The sequence below is a fragment of the Paraburkholderia flagellata genome, assembly GCF_021390645.1.
Classification (GTDB): domain Bacteria; phylum Pseudomonadota; class Gammaproteobacteria; order Burkholderiales; family Burkholderiaceae; genus Paraburkholderia; species Paraburkholderia flagellata.
The window spans coordinates 2,970,627-2,983,238 of sequence record NZ_JAJEJT010000001.1; the positions used below are offsets into that span (position 1 = coordinate 2,970,627).

Below are 12,612 nucleotides of genomic sequence, written 5' to 3' on the forward strand. Positions count from 1 at the left end.
GGCAGCCGGAATGATGGAAAGAGCGGCGGAGAAAACGGTGGAAAAAAAAGTGAAAAGGGCGGCGCGACGGCCGCCCATCAACTGGTGGCGCGTAACACTAAAACGACGCGCCGCCGTCGCTTCAGGCCGGCATGGGCCGCCCATCCTCTTCCCCCACCTCCTCCGCACGATGGCAGGATACCTGACGGCCGTCCACTTCGCGAAGTGCAGGAACTTCCTTACGACACCTGTCGATCGCGTATGGACAACGTTGGTGGAACGTGCAACCGGATGGCGGGTTCAGCGGCGAAGGCAATTCGCCCTCGAGCTTGATCTTCACGCGGCGGTCCGCTTCGAAAATCGCGGGCGTGGCCGAGAGCAGCGAGCGCGTGTACGGATGGCGCGGCCGCGAGATCACCGTGTGCTTGTCGCCCAGTTCCGCCACGCCGCCCAGATACATCACCATTACGTCGTCGGCAATGTGTTCGACCACGGCCAGGTTGTGCGAAATGAACACGTAGCTCGTGCGGAACTGCTCCTGCAAGTCCATGAACAGATTGAGAATCTGCGCCTGGATCGAGACGTCGAGCGCGGAAACGGGCTCGTCGGCCACGACGATCTGCGGATCGAGGATCATCGCGCGCGCAATCGCCACACGCTGGCGCTGGCCGCCCGAGAACATATGCGGATAGCGCTTGGCGTGCTCGGGTCGCAGGCCGACGATGCGCATCATGTGCGCGATGCGGTCCGCGCGCTCGCTCGCCGTGAGCCGCGTGTTGATGGCGAGCGGCTCGCCGAGCGTCTGCTCCACAGTCTTGCGCGGGTTGAGCGAGGCGAACGGGTTCTGAAACACCATCTGCACGCGGCGGCGCAGCGCGGCGATCTTCGCCGCGTTTGCGTGCGCAACGTCTTCGCCGTCGATGGTGAGCTTGCCCGCGGTGGGCGGCTCGATCATCGTCAGCTGGCGCGCGAGCGTCGATTTGCCGCAGCCGGACTCGCCCACCACGGCGAGCGTGCGCCCGCGCGTGAGCGAGAACGACACGCCGTTGAGCGCCTTCACGGTGCCCGTGCCGAACATGCCGCGCTTGACGGCGTAGTGCTTCTTGAGATCGTCGGCGATGAGAACCTTGTCGTCGTGATGGTCCTGATGAGCCGCGTGTTGCTGGACTGCGTTCATCGCGCGCCTCCATTGGATTGAGTCACCGCCGCGTTCAGCGGCTTGATGCAGCGCACTTGCGCATAGCCGCTCTCATCGGTCACCGCGTCGAGCGCGGGCCGCCCCTTCATGCAGTCGTCGACCACGTATTTGCAGCGCGGCGCGAAGAGACACCCGCTCGGCCGGTCGTCGCGGCCGGGCACCATGCCGGGTAGCGCGGCAAGCCGCATCGCCCCCTTGTTGTGCTCGGGAATCGCCGCGAGCAGCGCTTCCGTGTACGGATGATGCGGACGCGAAAAGATGTCCGGCACGCGGTTCGTTTCGATGATCTCGCCCGCGTACATCACGGCCACGCGCTGCGCAACTTCCGAAACCACGGCCAGATCGTGCGAGATCAGCACGAGCGCCATGCCGCGGTCCTTCTGCAGGCGCACGAGCAGCTCCATGATTTGCGCCTGGATCGTCACGTCGAGCGCCGTGGTGGGCTCGTCGGCGATCAGGAGCTTCGGGTTGCAGGCCACGGCCATTGCGATCATCACGCGCTGGTTCATGCCGCCCGACATCTGGTGCGGGAAGTTGTCGATGCGGTTCTTCGCGTCGGGAATGCCCACCTGGTCGAGCAGTTCCAACGCGCGCGCGTTGAGCGCCGAGCCGCGCAAGCCTTCGTGCAGCTTGAGCACTTCCTTGATCTGATAGCCGACGGTGTAGCTCGGGTTCAGGCTCGTGAGCGCGTCCTGGAACACCATGGCGATGTCCTTGCCGACGATGCGGCGGCGCTCCCTGCCCGAGGCATTGAGCAGATCGCGGCCGTCGAACGTGATCGAGTCGGCGCTCACCTTGCCGGGAGCGTCGATCAAGCCCATGAGCGCCATCATCGTCACGCTCTTGCCCGAGCCCGATTCGCCGACGATGCCGAGCACTTCGCCTGGCGCCACGGAAAGATTCACGCGGTCCACGGCGGGCAGGCCGTTGAAATTCACGGCCAGGTTGCGGATAGTCAAAAGGTCTTGAGTCATGTCATGCCATCCGCTTGAGCTTGGGATCGAGTGCGTCGCGCAGCCCGTCGCCGAGCAGGTTGATCGCAAGCACCGAAATGAGGATGGACAGACCCGGCATCGTGACGATCCACCACGCGCTGTCGATATAGTCGCGCGCCGAGGCGAGCATCGCGCCCCACTCCGCGCGCGGCGGCTGGACGCCCAGGCCGAGAAAGCCGAGCGCGGCGGCATCGAGAATCGCCGAGGAGAAGCCAAGCGTTGCCTGCACGATAAGCGGCGCCGTGCAGTTGGGCAGCACCTGCGAGAACATCAGGCGCAGCGTGCCCGCGCCAGCCACGCGCGAAGCAGTCACGTACTCCTTGTGCAGTTCGCCCAAAGCCGAACCGCGCGTTAGACGCACGTAGCCTGGCAGCGCGACGATCGCGATGGCGAGCATCGTGTTCGTCAGACCCGGGCCGATGATCGCGACCACAGCGACCGCGAGCAGCAGCGAGGGCAGCGCGAGCAGCACGTCCATGAGACGCATGATCGGCGTATCGGCCCACTTCTCGAAGAACGCGGCCACGAGCCCGAGCACGATGCCCGGAATCAGCGCGAGCACGACCGAGACGCAGCCAATCCACAGCGAGAGCCGCGCGCCGTACATGAGACGCGAGAGGATGTCACGGCCCGCTTCGTCGGTGCCGAGAATGAACTTCCAGTTGCCGCCGTCCAGCCAGGCGGGCGGAATCTTCACGTAGTCGCGATATTGCTCGATGGGGCTGTGCGGCGCGATGAGCGGCGCGAAGATCGCGATGACGATCAGCGCGAGCACGATCGCGCCCGCACCTACGGCGCCCTTGTTGCGCGAGAAGTTCGCCCAGAATTCGCGCAGCACGAGCGCACGGCCCGAAGGCGGCGTGACGGCGCCAGGCACGGTGTTCTGAATGTCAGCCATCATGCCTCCTGGTTTTGAATGTCGTGTTGTGGGGTTCGCATTTCCATGGCTCGCTTACCTCGTATGTCGAATGCGCGGGTTGAGCACGCCGTACAGCAGATCGACGAACAGGTTCACGACGATCACGAGCGTCGCGATCATGAGAATGCCGCCTTGCACCACCGGGTAGTCGCGCCGGCTGATCGCGTCGATCAGCCATTTGCCGATGCCGGGCCAGGAGAACAACGTTTCGGTCAGCACTGCGCCCGCGAGCAGCGTGCCGACCTGAAGGCCGATCACGGTCACCACCGGAATAAGCGCGTTGCGCAGTGCATGCACGACGATCACGCGCCCGGGCGAAAGACCCTTGGCGCGCGCGGTGCGGATGTAGTCCTCGCGCAGCACTTCGAGCATCGAAGAGCGCGTCATGCGCGCGACCACGGCGAGCGGAATCGTGCCGAGCACGATGGCCGGCAGGATCAGGTGGCTCAGAACCGACCTGAACGCGCCTTCGTCGGTGCCGGGCAGGAGCGAGTCGATCAGCATGAAGCCGGTCACGTGCGGAATGTCGAATTCCACGGCGATGCGGCCCGACACAGGCGTCCAGCCGAGCTTCGACGAGAACACCATGATGAGGATGAGTCCCCACCAGAAGATCGGCATGGAGTAGCCGGTGAGCGCGGTGCCCATGACGCCGTGATCGACGACGGTGCCGCGCCGCAGTGCCGCGAACACGCCAGCGGGCAAGCCGATCGCGAGCGCGAAAATGAGCGCGCAGATCGAAAGCTCGACAGTGGCGGGAAAGCGCGCGAGAAACTCGCCCATCACGCTCGTGTTGGTGATGATCGAGGTCCCGAGGTTGCCGTGAATGGCGTGCCAGACGTAGTGGAAATACTGCATCGGCAGGGGCTCGTCGAGTCCCAGGCGGTGCATCGCCTCGGCGTGCATTTGCGGATCGACGCCGCGCTCGCCCATCATCACTTCGATGGGGTCGCCCGGAATCAGGTGGATGAGTGCGAACGCAAGAATGGTGATACCGATGAACGTAGGTATGACCATGCCGATGCGGCGCAATACGAAGCGGAACATGTGGTGTTCCCCCAAAAGCTTGAAATGAAACGCAACCGGCGACAGGGGCTCGTGACCCCGGTCGCCGGACCATATTTCGCCCGCTTTCCGATCAGGTGAAAGCTGGGCGAAAACTACCCTATAAACATTACTGCATGCCGACGCCGTCGAAGCGCGCGTAGCCGAGCGGTTCGATGCGCATGTCGGTCACCTTCTTGCTGACCGGCTGGTAGACGGTCGAGTGCGCGATCGGCGAGAACGGCAGTTGCTGCGCGAAGATGTGCTGCGCGTCCTGGTAGAACTTGGTGCGCTGCGCAACGTCCGACGTCTGGCGGCCCTTCTGGACGAGTTCGTCGAACGGCTTGTAGCACCACTTGCCGAAGTTGTTGCCGTTCACGGCCTCGCAGCCGAGCAGCGTGCCGAGCCAGTTGTCGGGGTCGCCGTTGTCGCCCGTCCAGCCGATCAGCATCGAGTCGTCCTCGCCCGCGTGTGCGCGCTTGATGTACTCGCCCCACTCATACGTGACGATCTTCGCCTTCACGCCGATCTTGGCCCAGTCGGCCTGGATCATTTCGGCCATCAGACGTGCGTTCGGGTTGTACGCGCGCTGCACCGGCATGGCCCACAGCGTGATCTCGAAGCCGTTCGACTGACCGGCCTTCGCGAGCAGCGCCTTGGCCTTCTCCGGGTCGTACGCGTTGGCCGGGAGGTTCTTGACGTAGGACCATTGCGTCGGCGGCATCGGGTTGGTTGCGAGCTGGCCCGCGCCCTGGTACACCGAGTCGATGATCGCCTTCTTGTTGATCGCCATGTCGAGCGCGTGGCGCACGTCGGCGTTGTCGAGCGGCTTGTGCGTGACGTTGTACGACAGGTAACCCAGGTTGAAGCCCGGCTGCGACGGCATCGCGATGTTCGCCTCGGCCTTCAGCGGCGCGATGTCGGCGGGACGCGGATAGCTCATCACCTGGCATTCGTCGCGCTTGATCTTCTGCACGCGCACGCTCGCGTCCGGCGTGATCGAGAAGATCAGCTTCGAGATCTTCACTGCGCCCGGCTTCCAGTAGTCAGGATTGCCGTCGAAACGGATCGTCGCGTCCTTCGTGTAGCTCTTGAAGATGAACGGACCCGTGCCGACCGGGTTCTGGTTGAGGTCGGCGGCCTTGCCGGCCTTCATCAGCTGGTCCGTGTATTCGGCCGAGAGGATCGAGGCGAATTCCATCGCCATGTTCTGGATGAACGGCGCATTCGGCTCGTTCAGCGTGAACTTGACCGTGTACGGGTCGACCTTCTCGACCTTCGCGATCAGCTTGTCGAGGCCCATGTCCGTGAAGTACGGGAACGAGACCGGGTACGCCTTGCGGAACGCGTTGTTCGGGTTGAGCATGCGGTCGAACGTGAATACGACGTCGTCGGCGTTGAATTCGCGCGAAGGCTTGAAGAACGACGTGGTCTGGAACTTCACGCCATGACGCAGATGGAACGTGTAGGTCTTGCCGTCAGGGGAAACGTCCCACGATTCTGCGAGGCCCGGTTCGACCTTCGTGCCGCCGCGCTCGAATTCGACGAGGCGGTTGTAGACGGTGAACGTGTTCGCGGTGAAGTCGGTGCCGGTCGTGTATTGCGCCGGGTCGAAGCCAGCGGGGCTGCCTTCCGAGCAGTAGACGAGCGTCTTGTTCGGAATGCTTTGCGCGGCGTGCGCGAGCGGGGCTCCAGCAATCGATGCCGCTGCGAGCGCCACGAGAGACGTCATTCGTGCAGCACGCAACAGTTTGTTTTCTTTCATGTTTCCTCCAGTTCAATGCCAGCTTGCGCCAGCGTGGCGTGATCTTACTTGAGCACGTGCCGCAGTCACAAGCAAGCCAAAAGTCCCTTCGCTTGTGGAAAACGCCGGGTTGACAGGATCACTTGTTGCCGCATGGTGCGGTGCAGCGTAGTTTTGCCCCTTTTTATTTCGCCGGAACACGACAATAGCGCGCCGAATTGACGTGCGCTCCAGGACGGCTCAGCGTTCCTGATGCAAGTCACCCGGATCGCGCTATCCAAAAGAAAACTGCGCAAAAGAAAACCGCGCGGCCCCGGAGTCCGGGAACCGCGCGGTTCGTTGCCGCCTGGCTCGTCGCGAGTGAGGGCCTTAGAACCCCAGCCGCTCGCAAATCGTTTTGGTGGCCTGCGCCGCGTTGAGCGTGTAGAAGTGGATACCCGGCACGCCCGCCTCCATGAGGCGGCGGCACAGGTCCGTCACCACGTCGAGCCCGAACGCGCGAATCGACTCGCGATCGTCGCCAAAGCTTTCCAGACGCTTCGCGACCCAGCGCGGCACTTCGGCACCGCACATCTCGGAAAAACGCATGAGCTGCGAGTAGTTCGTGATCGGCATGATGCCGGGCACGATGGGAATATCCACACCCAGCTTCTTCGCGTCGTCGACAAAGCGGAAATACGCGTCAGCGTTGAAGAAGTACTGCGTGATCGCCGAATTGGCGCCCGCTTTCACCTTTTGCGCGAACGCTTCGAGGTCGTGGCGCGGCGAGCGCGCCTGCGGGTGGTACTCGGGATACGCGGCCACTTCGATGTGGAACGCGTCGCCGGTTTCCTCGCGGATGAAGGCGACGAGCTCCGACGCGTAGCGCAGCTCGCCCACGGCCCCCATGCCCGAGGGCAGGTCGCCGCGCAGCGCGACGATGTGGCGGATGCCGTGCGAGCGGTACTCGCCGAGAATCGCGCGCAGGCTCTCTTTCGAGGAGCCGATGCACGAGAGGTGCGGCGCCGCTTCGATGCCGTCCTTCGCGATATCGACGACGGTGTCGAGCGTGCCCTGTTGCGTCGAGCCGCCGGCGCCGAACGTCACCGAGACGAACTTCGGCTTGAGCGTGGCGAGCTGGGCGCGCGTGGCGCGCAGCTTTTCCACGCCGTCCGGCGTCTTCGGCGGGAAGAATTCGAATGAGAGTTCGATCGGTTTCATGTTGATGAGGCCAGTGAGGCCAGGCCGCGTACGTGAGCGGCCCGGGCCCGCATCAGCCGAGGCTGCGGTTGCCGAAAATCAGCGCCGAAAGCAGCCACGAGACGATGCTGTACAGGATCGAGCCGAAAAATGCCGACCAGAAGCCCGACACCTCGAAGCCCTTGAGGAGCGACGCCGCCAGCCAGAAGCACAGTGCGTTCACCACGAGGATGAAGAGGCCGAGCGTGAGGATGGTCACGGGCAGCGTGAGCACGATCAGCAGCGGGCGCAGCACGGCATTGATGAGGCCGAGCACGATCGCGACGATCAGCGCGGTGCCGAAACTGCGAATATGGATCGACGGAACGAGCCAGGTGATGATCAGGAGCGCGAGCGCGTTGATCAACCAGGTCAGCAGCACGGTCATAAGGACTCCTTTTGCGTCGTTGCTTTTGTATCGCCAGGTGCCGGCAGCGGATGCCGCCCGCGGTCCCCGCACGTTGCGCGTGCGGGGATTGGGGTCAGCATCCGCTTGACCGCTTAAACGCGGCTTAAAACTTCAAGCCGCGTTGTAGCGCTTTTGTATCCAGCCGTAACGATCCGCTTAGTAACGGTAGTGGTTCGGCTTGAACGGACCGTTCTTGTCGACGCCGATGTACGAAGCCTGGTCGTCGGACAGCACGGAGAGGTTCGCGCCGATGCGCGCGAGGTGCAGGCGCGCCACCTTTTCGTCGAGGTGCTTCGGCAGCACGTACACCTTGTTCTCGTACTTCGCGCCCTGCGTGAACAGTTCGATCTGTGCGAGCGTCTGGTTCGTGAACGAGTTCGACATCACGAACGACGGGTGGCCCGTGGCGCAGCCGAGGTTCACGAGGCGGCCTTCGGCCAGCAGGATCACGCGCTTGCCGTCCGGGAAAATGATGTGGTCGACTTGCGGCTTGATGTTGTCCCACTGGTACTGGCGCGTGGAAGCGACGTCGATTTCCGAGTCGAAGTGGCCGATGTTGCAGACGATCGCGTTGTGGCGCATCGCCTTCATGTGGTCGTGGTTGATCACATGGTAGTTGCCCGTTGCCGTCACGAAGATGTCGGCCTTGTCGGCGGCGTATTCCATCGTCACGACGCGGTAGCCTTCCATCGCAGCTTGCAGCGCGCAGATCGGATCGATTTCCGTGACCCACACGGTCGCGCCGAGGCCACGCAGCGATTGCGCGCAGCCCTTGCCCACGTCGCCGTAACCGGCCACGACCGCGATCTTGCCCGCGATCATCACGTCCGTTGCGCGCTTGATGCCGTCCACGAGCGACTCGCGGCAGCCGTACAGGTTGTCGAACTTCGACTTCGTGACCGAGTCGTTGACGTTGATGGCCGGGAACGGCAGACGGCCTTCCTTCTCCATCTGGTACAGGCGGTGCACGCCCGTCGTGGTTTCTTCGGTCACGCCCTGGATGTGCGCGAGGCGCTTCGAGTACCACGTCGGGTCGATGTCGAGGTGCGCGGCGATCGACTTGTACAGCGCGACTTCTTCTTCGTTCGTCGGCTTGGCGATGACCGAGCGGTCCTTTTCAGCCTTCGAGCCGAGGATCAGCAAGAGCGTTGCGTCGCCGCCGTCGTCGAGGATCATGTTGGCGAATTCGCCATTCGGCCACTCGAAAATGCGGTGCGAGAACTCCCAGTATTCGTCGAGCGATTCGCCCTTGAACGCGAACACCGGCGTGCCGCCCTGCGCGATGGCAGCGGCAGCGTGATCCTGCGTCGAGAAGATGTTGCACGAGGCCCAGCGCACGTCGGCACCGAGCGCCGTCAGCGTTTCGATCAGCACGCCCGTCTGGATGGTCATGTGCAGCGAACCTGCGATGCGCGCGCCCTTGAGCGGCTGCTGCGCCTTGTATTCTTCGCGGGTTTGCACGAGGCCCGGCATTTCGGTCTCGGCGATGTTGAGTTCCTTGCGGCCCCATGCGGCGAGCGACATGTCGGCGACGATGAAATCTTTGGCTTGATCTTGCGGAACTGCGGCGTTCATCACGCCCTCCTTTCTAAAAGTGACTAGAAATTAAAGACGTGAGCGCCGTTTTTCAGTGCGGTGACTTCGTGGCATCGCGCCCTCGAATCGACCGTATTGAGCGCCTTCGAGCCTGGCGGGCCATAGAAAGCCCGTCGCAACGCTCCTCGAAGACGAGGCGTGATTGTAGCAAATTGAGACGGCCGGTTGGATGGCGGCTGCGCGAAGGACCGGCTGCCCGCCCGCCTCAAAGGGCCGGGTCCCGCAAGCCGAGCCCGCGCGTCTGCTGGACGCTCGCCATCGCCGTGGCGAGAAAGGCTTGCGAGGCGCGCAGCGTTTCGCCCTGCAGGGCCGCCTGCACTTCGCTCAAGCCCAGCTGAATGCTCAGGGAGCGTTCCGCATGCATGCCCGCGCGATAGTGCAGACGCACCCGCTTCGCGTCGATCAGGCGGCGCTGCCCGAAGGCCTCGCTCAGCGCCCACGCGAGCGCCCCATCTTCGCCGCCGTGCCGGCGAAAGGTTTCGTCCATGGGAAAGCCGCCCAACGCGAGAAAGGCGCCGCGCCGGATCACGAGACTGCTCGGCACCGTGTTGCTGATCGCTTCGGTATGCCTGGCGAAATCAGGGTGCGCGGCGAGCCGCTCCGGAAAACCGGCATAGTCGACGTCGAGCCGGATCGCGGCTTCGTGCGGATGCCGCTCCAGATGTGAGTGCGCGGCGGCGAGCGCGTGAGGCAAGTACTCGTCGCCTGCGTCGAGGAACGCGATGTACGGCGTGGCCGCCTGCAGCGCGCCCCAGTTGCGTGCGCGGGCCGCGCCACCCGAGTCGGACATCTGCACGAGCCGCACGCGGGGCTCGCGCAGCGCGTAGATGCGCGCGATGTTGGCGGAAGCGTCGGTCGAGCCGTCGTCGACGACGAGAATGCGTTCGGCTTCGGGCTGCGCGAGACAGCTGTCGAGCGCGCGGGCAAGCGTGGCCGCGCCGTTGTGGCACGCGACGATGATGGTGATGGGTTGCATGGAACTGGATGAGGGTGACCGGAAACGCCCGTAAGCCGCATCCGAGAGCGGCTTACACGACAACGCGGCGAATCCTACCCGCGTCCGGAAAAGGCCCATCCTGATAAAGTTCGCGCGCGCCGGGCGAGCGCGCCCCGGTTCAAACCGGCAGGAATCCCAGCAGCGGCGCGAGCAGCACCATCACCACGCCGGCGATCATCATCGTGAGGCTCGCCACCACGCCCTCTTCGCTGCCCAGCTCCCGCGCCTTCGCCGTGCCAACGCCGTGCGCCGCCGCGCCAAAGAGCGCGCCGCGCGCAAGCCGCGTGCGCAGCGGCACGAGGCCAAGCACCAGTTCGCCGAACAGCATGCCGCACACGCCCGTGGCGATCACGAAGAGCGCGGTGAGGTCGCGCGGCGCGTGGATCTTGTCCGAAACGGCGAGCGCGAACGGCGTGGAGATCGAGCGCGTCATCAGGCTGCGCTGCAGATCGGGCGAAAGGTGCAGGAGTTTGGCGAGTGCGAGCGAGCCGCCCACCGCCACGATGATGCCGACCGTCACGCCGACCGTGAGCGAAATCCAGTGGCGCTTGAGCAGATCACGGTATTCGTAGATCGGCACCGCGAAGGCCACCGTGGCCGGGCCGAGCAGCCACATCAGCCAGCGCGTGTCCTGGAAATAGACGGGGTAGGGAATATGGAGCACCAGCACGAACACGCCCAGCACCGCGGGCACCGCGACGAGCGGCGTGAGCCACGGCGAGCGAAAGCGCGCATAGAGCGCCTTCGAGGCGAAATAGAGTGCAACGGTGAGGATGAAACAGCCGGCGGCGATGAGCCGCGCGGCGTCGTCGGCGAACAGGGACGCGTAAAACGCGTTCATGACGGATTCCCCCTCTCTCTATTCAGGACGCTGCAGCCTCAAGCCCGCGCCAGATGGCGCGAGTGCCGCGAATCACGCACGCGGCGCAGCGCGAGACGCCGTTCGAGCCTTGCGGCCTGTTCGACCGCGAACGCCACGGCCACCATCACCATCAGCGTGCCGCCGATCACGACGAGCGCGAGGCGCCAGCCGTCGGCGCGGAAAAGGCCGCCGTATTTCACGGCTGCCACGGCGGCCGGGATGAAGAACAGCAGCATGTCGGAGAGCAGCCAGTCGGCGCCCGCCTTCACCCAGCGCGGCGTGACGCCGCCGCAAAAGAGCAGCGCGAGCAGCAACACGAGGCCGACCACGCCACCCGGCACCGGCAGGTGCGTGACGCGCGTGAGGGCGTCGGCGGCGTACCAGACGAGCGCGAGCAGCGCCGATTGCCCAGCAATGCGGCCGATGCGGCGGCCGAGGCTCGCCACGCCGCCCGCGTCGCGCGGTGCGCTTTCAGAGGCCTTCGCGGTCGTGGTCGAAGTAGTCATGGCAAACCCTAAGTGACACTGGAATGGAAGTCAGTATAGGGTGCAGCGCACCATAAACATAATGACTTAAGATCATCTGTTATATTCCATATTGGAATGCACCAACTCAGCACCCGCTGAGTGAGCTTCTTGCACATTTGTGGAGTCCCGATCGTGGAACTGCGCGCGCTTCGCTATTTCATCGAGGTGGTGCGGCAACAGAGCTTCACCGCCGCGGCCGAAAAACTGCACGTCACACAGCCGACCATCAGCAAGATGGTGAAGGCGCTCGAGGACGAAACCGGCACTCAGCTCCTGCTGCGCGATGCGCGCCAGATGGTGCTCACCGACGCCGGGCGCATCGTGTACCAGCGCGGCCAGGACGTGCTCGCCGCCCAGGCGCAGCTACAAGCCGAACTCGCCGATCTCGGCACGCTCGGGCGCGGCGAACTCACCATCGGCATTCCGCCGATGGGCGGCTCGCTCTTCACGCCCGCCATCGCCACGTTCCGGCAGCGCTATCCGAAGATCGAGCTGAAGCTTTTCGAGCACGGCTCGCGCGCCATCGAAGCCGCGCTGATCTCGGGCGAGCTGGAGCTGGGTGGCGTGCTGCTGCCCGTCGATCCCGCGCTCATCGACGTTTTGCCGATCGCGCACGAACTGCTGTGGCTCGTCGCGAGGCGCGGCTCGCGCTGGGACAACAAGCTCGCCGTGCCGCTCGCGGAGCTGGCCGGCGAGCCCTTCGTGTTCTACGGCGAAAGCCTCGCGCTCAACGACGTCGTGCTGGGCGCGTGCCGCACCGCCGGCTTCGTGCCGCAGGTGGTGGGGCGCAGCGGCCACTGGGACCTGATGGCGGCGCTCGTGCTCGCGGGCGTGGGCATTGCGCTGCTCCCCGCGCCCTATGTGCGCCGGCTCGACGCCGAGCGCTTCACCTGCCTGCCCGTGAGCGAGCCGCAGATCACCTGGGACATGGCGATCGGCTGGAAACGCAGCGGTTATCTTTCGCACGCGGCGCGCGCCTGGCTCGACGTTGCGCGCTCGGAGTACGGCAAGCCGTTCACGTTTCTCGATGACTTCGTGCATCCACCGGGAATGGAGAAGCAGCCGGGGAAGACGGGCTGAAGGCGCACCACGAAAAAAGCCGCCCGGCTCGCGCCGGACGGCTT

Annotated in this window: 12 protein-coding genes and 1 riboswitch; of the genes, 1 reads left to right on the top strand and 11 read right to left on the bottom strand. The window is 64.6% G+C overall.

Features of this window, described 5'->3' with window-relative positions:
• Positions 1-121: 121 nt before the first annotated feature.
• From L0U83_RS13405 to L0U83_RS13455, 11 genes are all read right to left on the bottom strand, one after another.
• Complete coding sequence (locus L0U83_RS13405) at positions 122-1,156, bottom strand: peptide ABC transporter ATP-binding protein (RefSeq protein ID WP_233883263.1); 1,035 nt, start codon at positions 1,154-1,156, stop codon at positions 122-124.
• Positions 1,153-2,151 carry an ABC transporter ATP-binding protein gene (locus tag L0U83_RS13410; RefSeq protein ID WP_233883264.1) on the bottom strand — a complete coding sequence of 333 codons (999 nt, stop codon included), beginning with the start codon at positions 2,149-2,151 and terminating at the stop codon, positions 1,153-1,155. Before L0U83_RS13410 ends, L0U83_RS13405 begins: the two co-directional genes overlap by 4 nt.
• 1 nt (position 2,152) lies before the next feature.
• On the bottom strand, positions 2,153-3,070 hold the full coding sequence (locus L0U83_RS13415) for an ABC transporter permease subunit (RefSeq protein WP_233883266.1): 918 nt from the start codon (positions 3,068-3,070) through the stop codon (positions 2,153-2,155).
• Between the two features lie 54 nt (positions 3,071-3,124).
• Complete coding sequence (locus L0U83_RS13420) at positions 3,125-4,138, bottom strand: ABC transporter permease subunit (protein ID WP_233883268.1); 1,014 nt, start codon at positions 4,136-4,138, stop codon at positions 3,125-3,127.
• A 127-nt stretch (positions 4,139-4,265) separates the two neighbouring features.
• Positions 4,266-5,900 (bottom strand): ABC transporter substrate-binding protein, encoded by a 1,635-nt coding sequence (locus L0U83_RS13425; protein ID WP_233883270.1) that lies wholly within the window; start codon positions 5,898-5,900, stop codon positions 4,266-4,268.
• A gap of 348 nt (positions 5,901-6,248) precedes the next feature.
• Entirely contained in the window at positions 6,249-7,079 is an 831-nt protein-coding gene (gene metF, locus L0U83_RS13430) for a methylenetetrahydrofolate reductase [NAD(P)H] (RefSeq protein ID WP_233883272.1), read from the bottom strand.
• Between the two features lie 52 nt (positions 7,080-7,131).
• Positions 7,132-7,485 carry a phage holin family protein gene (locus L0U83_RS13435; RefSeq protein ID WP_028203399.1) on the bottom strand — a complete coding sequence of 118 codons (354 nt, stop codon included), beginning with the start codon at positions 7,483-7,485 and terminating at the stop codon, positions 7,132-7,134.
• A 177-nt stretch (positions 7,486-7,662) separates the two neighbouring features.
• The gene (gene ahcY, locus L0U83_RS13440) at positions 7,663-9,081 is read right to left on the bottom strand and encodes an adenosylhomocysteinase (protein ID WP_233883274.1); all 1,419 of its coding nucleotides are present in this window, start codon (positions 9,079-9,081) and stop codon (positions 7,663-7,665) included.
• A gap of 33 nt (positions 9,082-9,114) precedes the next feature.
• Positions 9,115-9,235, bottom strand: a riboswitch (S-adenosyl-L-homocysteine riboswitch).
• A 72-nt stretch (positions 9,236-9,307) separates the two neighbouring features.
• Entirely contained in the window at positions 9,308-10,078 is a 771-nt protein-coding gene (locus L0U83_RS13445; protein WP_233883276.1) for a glycosyltransferase family 2 protein, read from the bottom strand.
• A 139-nt stretch (positions 10,079-10,217) separates the two neighbouring features.
• The gene (locus L0U83_RS13450) at positions 10,218-10,940 is read right to left on the bottom strand and encodes an LrgB family protein (protein ID WP_233883278.1); all 723 of its coding nucleotides are present in this window, start codon (positions 10,938-10,940) and stop codon (positions 10,218-10,220) included.
• Positions 10,941-10,978: 38 nt separating this feature from the next.
• The gene (locus L0U83_RS13455; RefSeq protein WP_233883281.1) at positions 10,979-11,467 is read right to left on the bottom strand and encodes a CidA/LrgA family protein; all 489 of its coding nucleotides are present in this window, start codon (positions 11,465-11,467) and stop codon (positions 10,979-10,981) included.
• Between the two features lie 153 nt (positions 11,468-11,620).
• Here L0U83_RS13455 and L0U83_RS13460 point away from each other — a divergent pair, with 153 nt between their 5' ends.
• Positions 11,621-12,568: a LysR family transcriptional regulator gene (locus L0U83_RS13460; protein ID WP_233883283.1), complete on the top strand. Its 948-nt coding sequence runs from the start codon at positions 11,621-11,623 to the stop codon at positions 12,566-12,568.
• Positions 12,569-12,612: the final 44 nt, after the last annotated feature.

Coding starts and splice junctions, on each gene's coding strand:
- L0U83_RS13405 (WP_233883263.1), bottom strand. CDS start 1,156: ATGAACGCAGTCCAGCAACACGCGGCTCATCAGGACCATCACGACGAC.
- L0U83_RS13410 (WP_233883264.1), bottom strand. CDS start 2,151: ATGACTCAAGACCTTTTGACTATCCGCAACCTGGCCGTGAATTTCAAC.
- L0U83_RS13415 (WP_233883266.1), bottom strand. CDS start 3,070: ATGGCTGACATTCAGAACACCGTGCCTGGCGCCGTCACGCCGCCTTCG.
- L0U83_RS13420 (WP_233883268.1), bottom strand. CDS start 4,138: ATGTTCCGCTTCGTATTGCGCCGCATCGGCATGGTCATACCTACGTTC.
- L0U83_RS13425 (WP_233883270.1), bottom strand. CDS start 5,900: ATGAAAGAAAACAAACTGTTGCGTGCTGCACGAATGACGTCTCTCGTG.
- metF (WP_233883272.1), bottom strand. CDS start 7,079: ATGAAACCGATCGAACTCTCATTCGAATTCTTCCCGCCGAAGACGCCG.
- L0U83_RS13435 (WP_028203399.1), bottom strand. CDS start 7,485: ATGACCGTGCTGCTGACCTGGTTGATCAACGCGCTCGCGCTCCTGATC.
- ahcY (WP_233883274.1), bottom strand. CDS start 9,081: ATGAACGCCGCAGTTCCGCAAGATCAAGCCAAAGATTTCATCGTCGCC.
- L0U83_RS13445 (WP_233883276.1), bottom strand. CDS start 10,078: ATGCAACCCATCACCATCATCGTCGCGTGCCACAACGGCGCGGCCACG.
- L0U83_RS13450 (WP_233883278.1), bottom strand. CDS start 10,940: ATGAACGCGTTTTACGCGTCCCTGTTCGCCGACGACGCCGCGCGGCTC.
- L0U83_RS13455 (WP_233883281.1), bottom strand. CDS start 11,467: ATGACTACTTCGACCACGACCGCGAAGGCCTCTGAAAGCGCACCGCGC.